Origin of the sequence: Ferrimicrobium sp. (assembly GCF_027319265.1) — a bacterium.
Taxonomy (GTDB): Bacteria; Actinomycetota; Acidimicrobiia; order Acidimicrobiales; family Acidimicrobiaceae; genus Ferrimicrobium.
In genome coordinates this window covers 15762-31650 of sequence record NZ_DAHVNP010000066.1, presented here as the reverse complement: position 1 = coordinate 31650, position 15889 = coordinate 15762, and the positions used below count along the sequence as shown (strand labels likewise).

Below are 15889 nucleotides of genomic sequence, written 5' to 3'. Positions count from 1 at the left end.
CACGTCGATTGCGTTCTAACCCTCGGGTAGTCAAGCGCAAAGTTCTTAGAGTGGGCGGCCAAACGTCTTCATCACCATCACTGGCCTCAACCCGAGCATCCATCGCAGATCTGTGTACTGGTGCTTAGCTGAACGGTATTGCCTGTAAGGGCGGTCCCTATCGGGATTGCCCTACCCAGTAGGACCAACCCGCTCAGCTGGGGGTTGTGAGGGAGGAATCGAAAGATGGGTTAGGTGGTTTCGGCAGGTTCCCTATCAACGAAGATGACCTCTCAGCCGCAGGATCCAACTGGTACAGCACTCCGAGGGGCCTTCCAGAGGCAAGAGTCACCGATTGGCTCGTGCTGGGCCATCGGAGCAGCGGTTGTACTGAATGCCGATCCACAACAGCTTGGTTGACACGGAGGAGGTCAGCACCCCGGCGACGAGCACAGTGCACATTTCGAGGGGAAGGCAGCTCTGCTGCATTCAACGGGGATGTTTTTGAGCCTGCGACTTCAAGAGACAAGGTCCGCGAGGAGCCTGTCAAGTACGAGTTCTTCGTGGACCACTCGACCCACCTCCAACATTGCCTGCTCAAGCGCCAAATCCCAGCTAGCAGATATCGGCTTGCCCGTCAGTGGCGGAAGCTCTCCAGTGGCGGACACGACCGCGGCCAGATAGTCGGTGGAGCCCATTTGCCATGAGATAGCACCTACATGGGCCATGATCCGGTTGGCGATGGCGATACCCGGCCAATCGAAGTCGCCATGGTATCGAAAGGCTGCACCGGCACCATGAAGGTGCGAGAGGAGATCCAAGACGACCGAATTGGGGTTGCCGAAGGTGCAGACCACTGCTGCCTGAGATCTTGCATCCGAGGCCGCCTCAACGATTCTTGGGTTTTCGCATACGTAGACGGTCGTATTGGGTGCCAGTCTCCACAGTATCCTCGACAGATCACGGGCGGTGAGATGAGTCTCAAGAGAATCGAATGAGTGGCGAGGTGGTACCAGGTCTGCCTCTCTCGCGTGCAAGTGCATGTGAGGGCGCCCTTGTTGCCCACCTGCACCACAGCATCGGTTTCTGCGACGTGATAGCCGGCCGCTGCGGCCCCACGAAGTCTTCGAGTGGAGCGACGAGTGTGTTGAGTCGGCCGAAACTTTCCATTGTTCAAACACGTGTAAGCGAGCGACCTCGTCCAAGGTCAAGCAGCGTCCCCGATGCGAATAACTCGTGTGTTCTCCGAGCCCAACCAGTCTGTGCAACATCGTGACATCGGCAGCTAACCCGGGAACTTCCTTCAGGTGGTCCAGGGGGGTGGCCACCTTGCGTTGTTGCGAAAGCGTTCTCAATTCGTCGGCGTGGCACCGTTCTGGGGAAATTCCGCTCCATGTAGCTGGACTCTGTTATGACGCAGTGTTATCAGTCAGCCATAGGCACCAATGATCGTTTCACCATCCCGGCAAGGAAGCTCTGGTGTGTCGAGAACTCAATCGTGGGCCGTGCTACCACCCCCACCGCTCCGACAACGATCAGAGACATCCACGCAGCACTTGGAAGGTTTTCATTTGTCGGCTCTGAGATGGTACGTGATCATGACCCTGTCTGTCAACGGAGATAGTGGCTCAACTTGGTCGGTTCGAGGCCGTTGGCCAGATTCAGAGTCGGTATAACTCCTTGGCGGTGGCAGAGGTCATCAACTCCGCTAGGCGCAGGGCGCTACGATCCACCAGATACTGTTGGTCGACTAAGTCTCCAAGGAGCTTGGTGAGTGCGGTCCTAAACTGCACGGCCCCGAGGTAGTTCAGTTCCGGGAGGCCAAATGCATCAGAGGAGTACAGCACTTTGGCGTAGGGGGCGAGTTCTAGCGTCTCGGCCAGGACTTCGGTCGCCCGCGGACCGACAAAATTGAGTGCGAGTCCGAGATCAAGGTAGACGTTGGGATAGTCGTGTGCGAGGAGGGCGGCCTCGCGGTGATAGGGGTAGCAGTGCAGGAGACAGATCGGGGTCCTGAGCCGGTTGGCAAACTCGATCAGGTCTTGAAGATGCCCGGGGCGTCCGGTCGCCAGTCGTACCTCTGGATCACCGATACCGACATGGAACTGAAGAGGCAACCGGGTGATCTCGATAGCGGTGATGACGAGGTAGCTGATCACCGTGGGATCGGTGAGACGAAGAGGGGCGTGGGTGAGTTCGTGACCTAACGCGAAGAGGATCTCGGAACGCGAAGGGCACTCGCCCATGAGGTCGAGTCCGCATCGGTACGCAGCCACCGATTTAAGACCTACCACCCCAGGATCAAGGTTCGCGAGGAAGGTTGGCCAGGCATCGACAAAGGCCTCTGCAGACCCGACCTCGGCGAGCAGCCGCTCAGCGTGGGCCTCGATACGCAGGATCTCATAGACGTTTGCAGGACTGAGGGTCGCGAGCTCGGCCAATGGAATGAGATCCTCAGCATGGAACCCGGTGTCGATGAGGAGGTCGCTCACCCCGGCACCTGTGAGTGAACGGTTGACGAGCTCGCCTGGGGTGAGTGATCGTCGCGCATCGAGATAGGCCTGGGGTGCGACCGGGGGCTCAAGGCCCAACAAAGGTCCGGCCCAGCGGAGCACGGCGAGTCCGAGGTTGGAGTCAAAGGTCGAGGTGCGTGCTGCTCGTGCGTCCGGTGATTCGGTGAGGTTGTCCTCGACCTGGCTATCGGTAAGAGGTGCGGAGTAGAAGCTATGACAGTGGTGATCGACGAGGGGGAGTGCAGCGATGGCTGTAGCGAGCTCTGTGTTCTTGCGTTGTGCAGCTGGCATATTCGTTATCCCTGTCCACGGTAGGAGCCGATGATGTTGCGGTCGTTCTCAAGGATCCGTACGGTGAGTTTTTCATACTTGGCCACACGATCGGTGGCTGGACCCCCGAGACGCTTCGCGATCAAGCTCAAGAGTGCCTCGACGAGTGCGAAGGAGGGGGTCAACGCATCGAAGACCCCTGAGGAGCTGATCGCTGAGGTGAGCACCACGTCGGCGTTCTTGGCGGCAGGGGAGAGATAGGGGTCGGTCACGAGGAGGACGGTGGCTCCCTCGGCCTTGGCGACCTCGACGAAGCGGATGGTGTCTGGCGAATAACGCCGGTAGTCAAAGGCCACGACCACCGAACGATCATCGACATCAAGGAGGAGGTTGATCCGCTCTCCGGGCGATGAACGTGCGACTCGTACCTTTGGTCTGAGCACCTGTAAGGACCAGGAGAGATGCTGGGCGAGCACATGGGAGATGCGCCCGCCAATGGGGACAATCTCGCGGTCGAGATCACAGAGATACTGGAGAAACTGTTCGAGCTCGTTGGGGTTGACTGAGACAAAACTTCGCGTGACCGCATCAAGGAGCTCCGCCTCAGAGGTGCCGAGCAGGGTAATCGGGGCATGGTCTTCGCTGGGCCCGAGTCGCTCGAGCGGTGAGGCGAGACGGGTGCTGATCTCATTCTGGAGTTGTTCGCGCATCTCGGCGATGTTTTTGAAGCCGAGTTTGGTGACAAAACGGACGATGGTTGGTGCGCTGACCCCAGCCGCTTCAGCGATCGCTGGGATGCCAGCGAGTCCGGAGACGGGGTAGTCCTCAAGGAGAAGTTTTGCGATCTTGCGTTCTGACTTGGTGAGTGAATCGACTTGTGCGCGAATGACCTCGGCGACGGTGCTCTGGGTCATCAGTAGACCCACCGTGTCTGGGCGACGATCTGCTCGGGCGTGGCCGACTCGAAGTGGGCGAGCTCGGCCTTGCGCACCGCGGTGAAGGCCTCGGTGAGTTCAGGGCCCATCGCGTCAAGCAGAGGCTTGAGTGTCCAGAGCTTGGCGAGCGACTCATCGAGTGATTGGGGAAGTCGAATTACATTGGGGAGACCGACGGGATCTGACCCTACCGGATCAGGTAATGGCGGCCCACCATCCAGGCTCGTTGCTAACCCTGCGAGCAGGGCGCCAGCAACGAGATAGGGGTTGGCACTCTGATCGAAACACTTGACCTCGAGGTTGGCGTTGTTCGCGTTCACCAGTTTGGACTCAGCCACCAGTCGTAGCGCAGCCTCGCGGTTCTCGATACCCCAACACTGAAAGGCTCCCGCCCAGTGACTCGGCACCAGTCGGAGATAGCTCGCTGGCGAGGGTGCGCCGATTGCGAGGAGACCTGGGAGCCAGTCGAGGAGGGTGGCAACCGCAGCGGCTCCGGCTGGAGTGAGCTTGCCCGGACCCGCACCGCCCCCAAAGATCGGCAGGTTCGCCTTGGTCGCGCTCAGGTGCACGTGGCCGCCGTTGCCGACGCCGTTGACCTCCACGACTGGGGCAAAGGAGGTGGTGAGTCCAAAGGTACGGCCAGTCGCCCTGATGATGGTCTTGGCGAGGATGAGCCTATCGACGGCAGCGAGCGGAGCCGTCGCGGGCAGTGAGACCTCAAACTGGCCGGGCGCATACTCGGGGTGAAACTGCTCGACGAGTAGGTCAGCGTTGCGTAGGTTGAGAAGGAGCGCTCGTGAGTAGTCAGCGACATCGACGATGCGGCCGAGTCCGTAGGCTGATCCGTCGGTCGCCGGCACGAAGTGCTGGTCACTACCCTTGGAGATGACCCACTCGATCTCAAATCCCATTTTGGGGATAATCTCTCGCTCTGCGAGACGGGCGAGCTGACGGCGCAGGAATCCGCGCGAACAGTTGGGATGGGGGGTGAGCGACTGCTCGAAGCGATCGACGGCGCCAAAGGCCCACCCAGGCATCGCCGGAATCGGAGCGAGCGAGTCGAGATCGAGGAAGAGACGGAGATCACCCATCGGACCTCCTGAATACCGTGATTGGGTGATCGCATCGTTGAAGATGAAGGCGTCAAAGACCGGCGACATGCCAACGCCGTTGCGGAGCGCAGAGTCCAACCGCTCGACAGGGATGGCCTTGACACGAACGATGCCGGCGTTATCCACGTAGGTCAGTGCAATCGCGTCGATCTCGTGTTTACCCAGACGGGTCTCCGCGGCATGCAGCTTGCCCTCATCGAGCAGAGGTGCCTGTCCTTCGATCATCATTGTCCCCCTTTTGGCGTCGGCAATTAAATGTTAACAAAAATACGCTACCTGTATCAACTGAACGTGCTAAAACATTGTTACGCAACGGTTCGATCTCGCTAGGTCCATCCTATTCATGGGTAGGATGCGACGGGGGTCAGGGGTTGTGAGAAGTGGAGGGGGATATGACAGATCAGCCAGGACCAAAGCTTGCCAAGAGCCTCTCGCTCTGGCAGGTAGTCGGTGTCTCAGTTGCGTTGATGGCACCTTCCATGGCCGCCAACATCAACCCACAGGGCTCGGTGGGGACGGTAGGACGGGCGGTTCCATTGACCTTTGTAATCGCACTGGTTGGCGTGCTCTTTATCGCCTACGTCTTCGCGCGCCTCACCCAACGATTTCATCACTCCGGCTCCGTCTATGGCTTTGTCGGCGCGACCCTTGGTCCACGAGCCGGTGTGGTCGCCGGTTGGTCGCTGATGGGCACCTATATCTTCTATGGGTTACTGACCGCGATGGCGTCGGCGATCTTCTTGACTGCGCTTCTGCAGAGCCTGTCGATCTGGTCCTCACCTCCGACCTGGGCACCCTTCTTGGTGGCGGCGATCGAACTAGTGGGCGTGTGGTATCTCGCTATTCGACCAGCGAAGAACGGCACCCGTGTGTTGTTGGGAACCGAACTCACCACCGTGGCTCTCATCGTCATTCTCTCGGTGATTGTGCTGATCAAGCTCATCGTTGGTCATGGACCGCAGGGCCAGCACTTCACCATGACAGTCTTTGAACCATCCCAGACCGTTGGCTTCTCAGCGCTGTTCCTGGGGGTCGTCTTTGGCTTCCTCTCCTTCGCCGGTTTTGAGGCCTCGGCCACCCTCGGTGAGGAGTCAAAACACCCCCGGCGCGATATTCCGCGAGCCATTGTGGGTACAGCGATCTTTGGTGGAATCTACTTCATCTTTGTGACTGCCGTCGAGGTCATGGGCTTTGGAACAGGTGCACACCAACTGAGCACCTTCGCCAACACCGGTTCGCTGCTTGGGACGCTTGGCTCAACCTATGTCGCCTCCTGGCTCGGCAACGTGGTCACCCTCGGAACGGTGGTATCGGCCTTTGGCTGTTCGCTTGCTTCGACGGTGGGCGCGTCTCGCTTGGCCTACTCGCTCTCTCGGGACTCCTTTGGCGAGAAGGGCATCGGAGTGGTGAACGCCAAGACAGAGACACCACTGCGTGCTGCGACGTTGATCGTCGGAGTCATCCTAGCGATCTCGTGGATCTCGGCAATCGCCTTCGGTGCCACCGCCTTTGACGAGTTTCTCTGGTTCGGCACGATTGGTACGCTCATCATTTTGTTTGTCTATTTGCTAGCGACGATCGGCGCGGTGACGCTGCTCTTTGTCAAGGAGCGTGGTTCTGTCCCGACTTGGGAGACCATCTTGCCGATTCTGGCTGGGGTCCTCATCGTCTACACCCTCTATCGCAACGTGATTCCCTATCCGACTGGTGCGTCGGCGTGGTTCCCTGTTGTCTCCGGGGGTTGGATCATCGTCGGTGTAGCGATCATCCTCTCCGCGCCCAAACTCGCTGCGAAGGTGGGCCAGCGACTGACGCAGGCGGAGGGACTGAGCCTGTCCACAGAGAGAGCGGCCGTAGAGCAGAAGAATCTCGAGGAGTCGCGACCGATTACGACTGACTAACACTGGCAGGTGGACGTTGCTCCCAAATGCTATCGATGCATGGGTATTCTTTTATTGATGCGTAGAGGATAGGGGAGCCACTGATCGATCCAGACTCGTGGAGTCTGGATCGATCTGCTGATTCTGTGGATGACTGCAACGGCCCACCGGTGTCGTGACCACACCCGATGATGGCGCCGTGGTGACACCCAGTAACGAAGGTAGGATTGGAGGTGGAGGAACGCATTCTCCTACACATAGAGGACCTGTTGATGTCGCTACGGTACCGAAGAACAATGCAGCAAACTCTCCCCGCCAAACACTGGCCAGCCATCCGTGCACCTTTGGAGCCGCCGGGGTAGATGGTGAATGTAGCCGATTTGATCTCGTGAAAGCCGACTTGTCGAACGCTTTGGATCTATCCTGTTCCCACTCCGTGCTTCCCTTCTTCCTCGTCTTGTTCGAGATCATCTCGCGTTTTAGCTTTCGCATCTATTCACCGGTGGGCCCAGTCGCTCGTGAGACATGGTGTTTGAACGATCCCTAGGGTGCAGCAGCCGGTGGTCACGTCGCCGTTCTTAGCTCCGGAGCATCCTTCGACCAAGCGGGTGCTCAAAGCCCACCCAGACAAGGACACAAGAGACACCCGGCATGCCTGCCGGGCCAACGACAGGCCCGAGAACTGCTGACGCGTATGATAGCCAGCTCGCGATACACGGACGTTACCGCTATGGCGGTGGCGGCGGTGTCTCTCCATAGACATTAAAGCTATCGGGATTGGTCTTCTTCAGCTTTTCCATATGCCGAAATTCACTCACCGTGATTGGCCTATTCTTATTGATTTTCTTTCGACTCTGGGTGGCCACTCCTGTGTCTTGCCAAGTGGGCGTTACCACGGTATCTGGATCCTTTGGTGGCTGATAGTCTGGATCGCTAGCGGTGTTGAAGTGGACCTTTGCACGTAGCTCCTTGATTGTGAAGTCCTGACCGAGCTTGCTGGTTCGACGAAACAACGCTCTATAGACCCATGCGTTGAGTGCCTCCTGCTTCTTTGGACTCATTGGGTAGAATAGTGCTTCAGCCGCAGCTATATTTGGGGATCCAAGAAACTGTCGAATCTCCTTCGATGTCAACCGGTCCCCTTTGGCTTGGTCGGCTTGTGAAAACCTACGATTTTTCTTGAATCGGTGCTTTTGATCGATCTTCGCTTTAACAAACCAGCCTCCCTTCTCGCCAAGATCTACGAGACCGACCTTATCCTTGTGGGCGCGCAAGAACCCAATCCACTTCTCGAGCGCGTCATCGTTTTGTGGATCGATTGCCCTGTTTCTCCAAGCGCTTAGGCCCCATTCAGCGGTGGAGTCAAGCTGTTCACGCAGGTAAAACAAACCAAGCGCAGCAAACGTCGAAGTAATCAGCTTGTTAATACCTATCCTCGAGTTGTACTCATCAATGGTACGCAGCTTCAGTCTTTGATTGGCGTCCAGGCAAACCTTGGTTGCTGCTCTAGGGTCGGAATTCCCGTACAGAAGATCACTACTATCTTGAGTGATCTTATCCTTTGGATCGTCACCGTAAAACCGCTGAACCAGACCAGTGAGTTCAACGCTGCGATGAACCGTTGGCTTAACCAGACCTCCAACGGCTCCTTGCTGAATAGTATGACTTAACTCATGGGCTAGGAGGTGCTGACCAACAGGGCGCTCCAGGGGAGGCGCACTAGAGCCGAGGAAGACATCGCTTCCGACAGTGAAGGCAATCGCACCCATCTTTCGGCAGAGCATCTCTGAGGTTCGACCCCGATGAAGTCGCACCTTACCGAAATCTACGCCGAATGCCCCCTCCATAGGCGAACGTAGGCGTGACGGAAGCGAACTCCCACCAGCGCGTAGAGTGCCGATCTGTGTCTCCGTCCGAGTGTCAACTTCGCCGCCGCTTCTCCCAGCTACTGGAGCGTCGGCCGTAGCCCGCCGCTGTAGACCACTACTTGCTACGCCATCGGCGACACCGATAGTGTCCAATAGTGGATTCATTCGGACGTTCCGATCAAGGAGAGCCATGACCTGGTCGGCCGCGGTATCGGCCTCTCGCTCTAAACGATCGTTGGCCGCGCTAACGACCAACTTAGGCTGAGCAGCAGCTACAAGAGCAGCTACTGTACGGTTGCCTACGGTGCGTTGCAAGTCGAGGATCCGTTGTGAAACTGGTGTACTTGTGGAATGGTCAACCGCAGCCGCCTTCCTTACTGTTCTGACAGTGGATGGCTGCTTTTGAATCGACTCTCGCCTTTGCATGCTCATAATCTTCTTTCTCTCACATTTCTTATCTCACTTCACAAAGATAACGAGGAGATGTCAACCGCAGTTGCATGCGCTCGCAGAGGCTATGACCAGGCTCAACGGTCGTGGTAATGCCCCTGACCGGAGCCCTCGTAATCCCCGGGATAGACCGGCAAGGAGGAGATGAAAGAGCTCCACACCGAAGAGCTAGCGACCCACTGCGATCCCGAATGATGCGTTGGTGACCCGCAAGAACGCAGCGAAGCGTTCATGGGGGTACAATGATGAACCACCTCGAATGCGAGAGGACCGACCACAATAGATGAGGGAGGAAATCACATCGCACGATGCATCCAACAGGATACATGACAGCGACCCAATGAAGCGCATCACCACATCTGAAGCTGCGCCCTTCAGGACGGAGAGGATGTCACGAGATTATGATCTGTTGAACCGCAGGTTCGCCTTTGTCATGATTTGCACCGCACGGGCCACCTGTTGTAACGAGTGACCGACATCGCTGGATGAGTGAAGTGCTAGGTCCGCTCGGGCAGGCCGCGAGAAAACTGAACCGAGGGCCGCAAGGCGCTCGACACTGATAGGGGTCACTCTAGCAAATTCGTGGCAGTGGATCACCGGTGAGCATGTCGAGCGTGCGGTGTGCGCCGAATTCGGTCGCACAGACCACCATTGGGGTAGTGGATTCGCGCACAGTTCCAATGTGTGCCGCGTTGCGCCCGAGCGGATGGGCCTTCATTGTGGCGAGCACCTGATCGACATAATCTGCGGAGATGATGGCCACTAATTTCCCTTCATTTGCGATGTGGAAGGGGTCGAGCCCAAGGATCTCACACGCGCCGCGTACGGGGTTGGCTATCGGCACCCGGCCCTCTTCAACCAGAATCTCGACTTTAGCGTCCTCGGCAAGCTCGTTCAATGTGCTTGCCAGACCTCCACGAGTGGGATCACGCATCCACTTGATTGCACCGCCAAATTCGTCCAAGAGTACCTTGATCAACGGCCATAGATTGGCAGTATCGGATGCCAGGGAAGCCGATGTGAAGTCGAGCTCTCCCCTTGCCATGAGGATGGTGATGCCGTGATCCCCAAGAGTGCCTGAACAGATGACCGCATCACCGGGTTGTACCCTTCCCGGATCGAGGTTTGCTTTCGGGTGCGATCTGCCCACTCCCGTGGTGGTTATATAGACGCGATCGCCCTTGCCATGCTCAACCACCTTGGTGTCGCCGGCTACAATCGGTACCTCAGCCGCTTGTGACGCCTTTGCCATCCCCTCGAGCTGTACCTTTAACTCCTGGCTGGAGGTACCTGCCTCAATGATGATGGCTGAGGTCAGTACGAGAGGCTCTGCGCCGGCTACCGCGAGATCGTTCAGGGTTCCATTCACCGCGAGCTCTCCAAGACAGCCCCCAGGGAAGACATTTGGGCTTACCACGAAGGAGTCTGTGGTGACCCAAAAGTCCGTACCGGCTATGTTGAATGAATCACCTAAGGCTGCGGGTGATCCGTGTTCGGCCAGGACGGGTGCGATCAGTCCCTCGAGGAGTTTTCTACTCGCCTTGCCACCAGCCCCATGGGCCATGAGGATCTCTGGGTCTGCAAACCAGGTCGTCATAGCTGTCCTGCGTTGACGACTAGTCGCCGATGAACGTAGGTGTAGTAGGCACTACATGCTCCCTCCGAAGAGACCATGAGGGCCCCGACTGGACTGTCGGGTAGACAGGTACTGCCGAGGAGTGGGCAGTCCTCGGGCCGTTTTTGACCTATCAACACCTCGCCACAAAGCGCACCTTTTGGCTCCGGTGACCGGATCGGGGATACTGAATAACGTAACTCTGCATCGAAACGGTGATAGGGTTCGCGCAAACGCAGAGCGGAGGATTCGATGTAGCCAAGCCCTCGCCACTCAAAGCTAGGGCGCTCCTCGAACACCTCTGTCATCGCTGCGATAGCTGTCGTATTCCCTTTTCTCTGCACGGCGCGTACATACTGATTTTCGACCTTAGCCTCGCCATTACCGATGAGTTTTACTAGCCAAAGAATTGACTCCATGAGATCCACGGGTTCGAAGCCGGTAACGACGATTGGACGATGGTACTCTGTCGCAACGAAATCATAGGGATCGAGTCCGATGACGGTCGATACGTGCCCAGGTCCAATGAAGCCATCCAGATCAAAGAACTCATTGTCCATAATTGCGCGCAGCGGTGGGCCAACGGTTACGTGATTGCAAAATACCGAGAAGTTCTCGACTCCCAAGCGTGCCGCATTGAGGATCGTGAGGGCCGTAGATGGCGCGGTTGTCTCAAAACCGATAGCAAAGAACACCACTTCTCGATCAGGATCATTCATCGCGATCTTTAGGGCATCCATGGGCGAGTACACCATTCGGATGTCTGCGCCTTGTGCCTTTGCCTGGAACGGACTCTCCCTCGATCCTGGGACTCGCATGACATCGCCAAACGCGGTGAGAGTGATGTCGTGTGTGCGGGCGAGCACCAGCGCCTCGTCGACCTTGCCCACTGGAAGAACACAGACAGGGCAACCCGGACCGTGGATGAGTTCGATGTTCTCAGGTAGCATCTCCTGGAGGCCAAAGCGATAGATGCTATGCGTGTGCCCACCACAGATCTCCATGATTCGGTACTGGCGATTCTTGACCTGCGCGTGGATCGCCGCACTCAATTCCCTGATCCGGGTAGGATCACGGTATTCATCGACGTATTGCATCGTCCCTCCTCTTGACACCGCGAGACAGATGCCCGGTGTAACTCGGGTCACGCCACCACGGTCGGCACAACAGGACCAACCTATCAAGAGAGGTTCCGTGATGAGGGGGTTGGACATCCATATTACGCAGGAAACTAACGATTCTCGCAACCGACTTAGCTTGGCTAGTCCACTCTGCGAAAATTTGATACAATCTGGGCCATGGCGATCTCAAAGGTTCGGATGATAGATACCTCCCTGACCGATCGTCCGGTGCCCCACCGCGGAAGAAGTCGAGGAATCCCTCCAGCTCTTGAGGCATTCGAGTGCGCGACAACGCCGGTTATACGCCTGGCAGAACGTGCGATGGAGGAGCTCTTTGGAGAACACAAGATCTTGGTAGCAGGGCAGGATGCCGCCAATTTTGTGCTCACCTACCATGTTGCGGCTTTGCATGAGATCAGCTTTGGCTATGTGGACTACCGAGTGCGCGTGCAACTGCGGGATGTATGGGTGGATGATTACGTCGTCTTTATGGCTACCAACGGCCGTGGTGAGTTCCAATTCTCGGGGCAAAGCTACGAGAGCTCCACGGTTCGCGCCTTCATCGCCAATCCTGGCAGCCGTCTTGATCTGGTGTTTGATGCGGACTCGCCGCACCTGTTCGTGAGGTTTTCAGCTGCGCTGTTAGAGCGCCTACTCGTTCGCACGCTGGCTCGTTCCCTGCGCGAACCAGTGCGTTTCCTAGGCGCCTTTGACCTTTCGGTGCAGAACGCCTGGCGATGGCATGCCGCAGTCCAGCTCCTTCACGAAGAGCTGTACTCTCAGGATGATCTCACTCGGAACGACCTGCGGGTCAGCACGCTTGAGGAGTATCTCGCCGCCTCATTGCTGTTGCTGCAGTGTTCTAACTACCATGATCAGCTGCGGCTTCCTTTCTGCAGGGAGCGGGGGAGTCGAACCCTGCGTCTGGCTACCCGGTTTGTGGACGACAATCTTCAGGAGGATCTATCGTTGGAGAAGGTCGCGACGGCAATTGGAGTCAGTCCTCGCACGCTCCAAAAGGCCTTTCAGGATGAGTTGCACACCTCACCGATGACCTATCTACGCGATCAACGGCTGGATCGCATACGGGCAGAGATCCTCAAGGAGAGTGATATGGCCGAGACGTTGGGAACTATTGCCGCTCGGTGGGGTATGCATCATTACGGTCGGTTCGCACGTTCGTACCGTGAGCGGTTTGGCGAGAGTCCCTCGGCGACGCTCGAACGTAATGGCTAGCGGTGTCACGCACGCGATCTGGATTCAGAGTGCGTGAACCGGACTCAGTTCAGTAGGTGATTTGCGCAATTTGGGTTTCCGCTTCGCATTATGGCCGCAATTGGCCTATGCACCCGAATTCTTGAGCGCTACAGTCTTGCTGTGAGCCTGACGGTCTTGAGGTGAATCCTCCAGGACCATAGCAGTGAGGGGGAGGGTTGTATGGCTACCAATCTTGGTGAGCGAGCCAATGCAGATGAACTTGATGTATTGTTGGATCGTCTTACGGATCCGGATACGACGACCTATGCTCTCGGAATCATCGACAATCTTGAGGCACTTTACATTCTGACGTTGTCGCTCAATGAGTTCCTTCGGCGGGGAGAAGTGATCGTTGATTCATTGAGTTCCAGTGTGGCAGAGATTCGTCAGAGTGGCTCAAAGGATGCTGCTGCTGGCAACTTGGAGAGTCTCAAGGAGCTCATCACACTCTTTAAGAGTCTGGGCGATCGCAGCGAAGTGCTTGGTTCTCTCCTGCGCAATCAGCTACTCGACGAGGACTTCCTTGGTGGAGTAACGGTACTCACTCAGTCGCTAGGTGATGCGCGACGGGCTACGAAAGGGTCGCGAACGAGCAAGATCAAGGGTCTTGGCTCACTGGTGAAGAGTCTAAAGGATGCCGAGGTTCAGCGAGGTCTTGACTTTGCAGTCGAGTTGCTGCGTGCCTTGGGCCGGAATAACGCAGGGGTCTAGGTGCACGAAGCCTCGTTGGCGAGAGCGGTCGTAACCTCCGTTACGGAAGAACTTGCGACCAGGGATATCGACGGTGCTCGGGTTAGCATCGTTCACCTTGCGGTAGGGGAACTTTCACAGGTTGATGCCACCTCCCTGCGCTTTGCCTATGAGTTTGCGGTAGAGGAGACACAGTTGAGGCGAAGTCGGTTGGAGATAGTGCGGATTCCGGCGCGGTTGCGATGCACGAGCTGTGGTCGTGCCTCACGATTCTCGCCTGAGTATTACTTCGAATGTTCTGAGTGTGGTGGAGGTTGTCAGGTCGAGGCGGGTAGGGAGTTTGAAATTACCGGCATCGATCTTGTCGATCCCGACCAAGTAGAGCGCGGGGGTGTCTGTTATGACCGAGCATATTGAGCTTGAGAAGCGCATTCTTGATCATGCACTCCGTGATGCGCAGGTTGTCCGAGAGTCCCTTGCCACCGGAGATATCACTGTCGTTAACATCATGTCTGCACCTGGCAGTGGTAAGACGGAGTTACTAGGTGTTCTCGGGGATAGGTTACGTGCCCAAGGACATTCGGTTGCAGTGCTGGTTGGAGACTGTGCAACAGAACATGATGCCAATCGTCTGCGGCCTCATGTCGACTGGGTACGCCAGATTGTGACCGATGGCGTCTGCCATCTTGAGGCACGCATGTTGTTTCCTTTCCTTGAAGAGATTGTTCAATTTGCTCCGGGATATCTCTTTATCGAAAACGTAGGCAACATGGTATGCCCCGTCGATTTCGACCTCGGTGAGTCGGTGCGGATGGCGCTACTCAGCGTGACGGAGGGAGAGGATAAGCCAGTCAAGTATCCCGGCCTCTTCCGTGCCGTCGATCTGGTAGTCATCTCCAAAATTGATCTTGCTCGTGCTGTGGAGTTCTCGATGGATATGGCGATGGGGTATCTTCACCAGGTGAACCCTAGGGCGCCGGTAATGAGCGCGTCTGCCAAGACCGGGATCGGCCTCGCCGAGATTGTCGCTGCCCTCGAGCATCTTGGGGCCCAGGGGCGATCATCGGTCTCGGTACCCCGGTTGGAGGAGGTGGAAGGCCCCTGGGCCAGCGGGTAGGCCTGCTTGTCCAGGGGGTATGGGATGAGACGCTGCTTGGGTAGCGGTGGTAATCGAATGGTAATCGAGCGTTGTGTGGATGAAGGGAGTAGGTAATGGCGTCGGTGTTGTGGTTGCAAGGTGGGGCATGCTCAGGGAATACGATGTCGTTTCTCAATGCGGAGGAGCCCAGTGTTGTCGACCTCATTGTGGACTTCGGGATGGACCTGTTGTGGCACCCCTCGCTCGGACTCGAGCTTGGTGCTAACGCGCAGAAGATCTTCTGGGATTGCGCTCGAGGTGAACGGCCGCTCGATATCTTCGTCTACGAGGGCACGGTGATGGAGGGGCCAAATGGTTCCGGACGTTACGATATCTTCGCGGATCGACCGATGAAGGATTGGGTGAATGACCTCGCAGCTCAGGCGGGGGTCGTTGTTGCCATTGGCGACTGCGCATGCTGGGGTGGTATTCCAGCCACCGAGCCGAACCCGACTGGATCGACGGGACTCCAGTTTCAGAAGCGGAACAAAGGAGGATTCCTCGGAGGTAACTTCCGTTCCAAGATGGGACTTCCGGTGATCAATATCCCTGGATGCCCAGCGCATCCTGATTGGATCACCCAGATCATCGTCGCCTTGGCATCGGGACGCGCTGGCGACATTGCTCTCGATGAGCTCCATCGACCACAGACGTTCTTCAAGAGCTTCACCCAAACCGGCTGCACTCGGGTCCAGTTCTTCGAGTACAAGCAATCAACGCTGAGCTTTGGTGAGGGGACAAGAACCGGTTGTCTCTTCTACGAGTTCGGCTGCCGTGGCCCGATGACGCACTCTCCATGCAACCGTATCCTCTGGAACCGTCAGTCCTCGAAGACGCGTGCGGGCATGCCATGTACTGGTTGCACCGAGCCTGAGTTCCCCTTCTTTGAACTAGCACCAGGGACGGTCTTTAAAACACAGAAAGTTTCAGGCATTGTTCCGCGGGAGGTGCCAGAGGGTAATGACCACTTGACGTATATGGCCCACGCCATGGCCGCGAGGGTCGCGGCTCCTGAGTGGTCAAAAGAAGACATGTTTGTAGTGTGAGCAAGAGAGGATGAA

At 57.1% G+C, this 15889-nt stretch carries 13 protein-coding genes; 6 read left to right on the top strand and 7 right to left on the bottom strand.

The window, feature by feature from the left end; all coding sequences use genetic code 11:
- Nucleotides 1-497: 497 nt before the first annotated feature.
- The 4 genes from M7439_RS09785 to M7439_RS09770 all read right to left on the bottom strand — a co-directional run bounded on the left by M7439_RS09785 (nucleotide 498) and on the right by M7439_RS09770 (nucleotide 5037).
- On the bottom strand, nucleotides 498-1022 hold the full coding sequence (locus M7439_RS09785) for a DUF2399 domain-containing protein (protein WP_298343472.1): 525 nt from the start codon (nucleotides 1020-1022) through the stop codon (nucleotides 498-500).
- A 618-nt stretch (nucleotides 1023-1640) separates the two neighbouring features.
- Entirely contained in the window at nucleotides 1641-2783 is a 1143-nt protein-coding gene (locus tag M7439_RS09780) for an amidohydrolase family protein (RefSeq protein WP_298343469.1), read from the bottom strand.
- Nucleotides 2784-2788: 5 nt separating this feature from the next.
- A complete protein-coding gene (locus tag M7439_RS09775) occupies nucleotides 2789-3676 on the bottom strand; it encodes a MurR/RpiR family transcriptional regulator (protein WP_298343466.1) in 888 nt (295 codons plus the stop codon).
- Nucleotides 3676-5037 carry a glutamine synthetase family protein gene (locus M7439_RS09770; protein ID WP_298343463.1) on the bottom strand — a complete coding sequence of 454 codons (1362 nt, stop codon included), beginning with the start codon at nucleotides 5035-5037 and terminating at the stop codon, nucleotides 3676-3678. The genes M7439_RS09775 and M7439_RS09770 overlap by 1 nt, the downstream gene beginning before the upstream one ends.
- Nucleotides 5038-5201: 164 nt before the next feature.
- Between M7439_RS09770 and M7439_RS09765 the strand changes: the two genes are divergently transcribed.
- Complete coding sequence (locus M7439_RS09765; RefSeq protein ID WP_298343462.1) at nucleotides 5202-6710, top strand: APC family permease; 1509 nt, start codon at nucleotides 5202-5204, stop codon at nucleotides 6708-6710.
- A 707-nt stretch (nucleotides 6711-7417) separates the two neighbouring features.
- On the opposite strand, the gene M7439_RS09760 is transcribed toward M7439_RS09765, so the two are convergent.
- The 3 genes from M7439_RS09760 to hypD all read right to left on the bottom strand — a co-directional run bounded on the left by M7439_RS09760 (nucleotide 7418) and on the right by hypD (nucleotide 11719).
- Nucleotides 7418-8722, bottom strand: coding sequence for a DUF4157 domain-containing protein (locus M7439_RS09760; RefSeq protein WP_298343475.1), 1305 nt, complete (start codon nucleotides 8720-8722; stop codon nucleotides 7418-7420).
- 856 nt (nucleotides 8723-9578) lie between these two features.
- The gene (hypE, locus tag M7439_RS09755; RefSeq protein ID WP_298343459.1) at nucleotides 9579-10604 is read right to left on the bottom strand and encodes a hydrogenase expression/formation protein HypE; all 1026 of its coding nucleotides are present in this window, start codon (nucleotides 10602-10604) and stop codon (nucleotides 9579-9581) included.
- On the bottom strand, nucleotides 10601-11719 hold the full coding sequence (gene hypD / locus M7439_RS09750) for a hydrogenase formation protein HypD (protein ID WP_298343456.1): 1119 nt from the start codon (nucleotides 11717-11719) through the stop codon (nucleotides 10601-10603). Before hypD ends, hypE begins: the two co-directional genes overlap by 4 nt.
- A 222-nt stretch (nucleotides 11720-11941) precedes the next feature.
- On the opposite strand from hypD, the gene M7439_RS09745 reads away from it, so the two are divergent.
- From M7439_RS09745 to M7439_RS09725, 5 genes are all read left to right on the top strand, one after another.
- Nucleotides 11942-12979, top strand: a complete 1038-nt coding sequence (locus tag M7439_RS09745; protein ID WP_308464479.1) for an AraC family transcriptional regulator — start codon at nucleotides 11942-11944, stop codon at nucleotides 12977-12979.
- A 201-nt stretch (nucleotides 12980-13180) separates the two neighbouring features.
- Nucleotides 13181-13711 (top strand): DUF1641 domain-containing protein, encoded by a 531-nt coding sequence (locus M7439_RS09740; RefSeq protein WP_298343450.1) that lies wholly within the window; start codon nucleotides 13181-13183, stop codon nucleotides 13709-13711.
- A complete protein-coding gene (locus tag M7439_RS09735) occupies nucleotides 13712-14107 on the top strand; it encodes a hydrogenase maturation nickel metallochaperone HypA (RefSeq protein ID WP_298343447.1) in 396 nt (131 codons plus the stop codon).
- Nucleotides 14091-14807: a hydrogenase nickel incorporation protein HypB gene (hypB, locus tag M7439_RS09730; RefSeq protein ID WP_298343442.1), complete on the top strand. Its 717-nt coding sequence runs from the start codon at nucleotides 14091-14093 to the stop codon at nucleotides 14805-14807. The genes M7439_RS09735 and hypB overlap by 17 nt, the downstream gene beginning before the upstream one ends.
- A gap of 95 nt (nucleotides 14808-14902) precedes the next feature.
- Nucleotides 14903-15874 carry a hypothetical protein gene (locus tag M7439_RS09725; protein ID WP_298343439.1) on the top strand — a complete coding sequence of 324 codons (972 nt, stop codon included), beginning with the start codon at nucleotides 14903-14905 and terminating at the stop codon, nucleotides 15872-15874.
- Nucleotides 15875-15889: the final 15 nt, after the last annotated feature.

What these genes read in the sequence shown, in the direction of transcription:
- M7439_RS09785 (WP_298343472.1), bottom strand. Translation starts at nt 1,022, where the DNA reads ATGCACTTGCACGCGAGAGAGGCAGACCTGGTACCACCTCGCCACTCA.
- M7439_RS09780 (WP_298343469.1), bottom strand. Translation starts at nt 2,783, where the DNA reads ATGCCAGCTGCACAACGCAAGAACACAGAGCTCGCTACAGCCATCGCT.
- M7439_RS09775 (WP_298343466.1), bottom strand. Translation starts at nt 3,676, where the DNA reads ATGACCCAGAGCACCGTCGCCGAGGTCATTCGCGCACAAGTCGATTCA.
- M7439_RS09770 (WP_298343463.1), bottom strand. Translation starts at nt 5,037, where the DNA reads ATGATGATCGAAGGACAGGCACCTCTGCTCGATGAGGGCAAGCTGCAT.
- M7439_RS09765 (WP_298343462.1), top strand. Translation starts at nt 5,202, where the DNA reads ATGACAGATCAGCCAGGACCAAAGCTTGCCAAGAGCCTCTCGCTCTGG.
- M7439_RS09760 (WP_298343475.1), bottom strand. Translation starts at nt 8,722, where the DNA reads ATGAATCCACTATTGGACACTATCGGTGTCGCCGATGGCGTAGCAAGT.
- hypE (WP_298343459.1), bottom strand. Translation starts at nt 10,604, where the DNA reads ATGACGACCTGGTTTGCAGACCCAGAGATCCTCATGGCCCATGGGGCT.
- hypD (WP_298343456.1), bottom strand. Translation starts at nt 11,719, where the DNA reads ATGCAATACGTCGATGAATACCGTGATCCTACCCGGATCAGGGAATTG.
- M7439_RS09745 (WP_308464479.1), top strand. Translation starts at nt 11,942, where the DNA reads ATGATAGATACCTCCCTGACCGATCGTCCGGTGCCCCACCGCGGAAGA.
- M7439_RS09740 (WP_298343450.1), top strand. Translation starts at nt 13,181, where the DNA reads ATGGCTACCAATCTTGGTGAGCGAGCCAATGCAGATGAACTTGATGTA.
- hypB (WP_298343442.1), top strand. Translation starts at nt 14,091, where the DNA reads ATGACCGAGCATATTGAGCTTGAGAAGCGCATTCTTGATCATGCACTC.
- M7439_RS09725 (WP_298343439.1), top strand. Translation starts at nt 14,903, where the DNA reads ATGGCGTCGGTGTTGTGGTTGCAAGGTGGGGCATGCTCAGGGAATACG.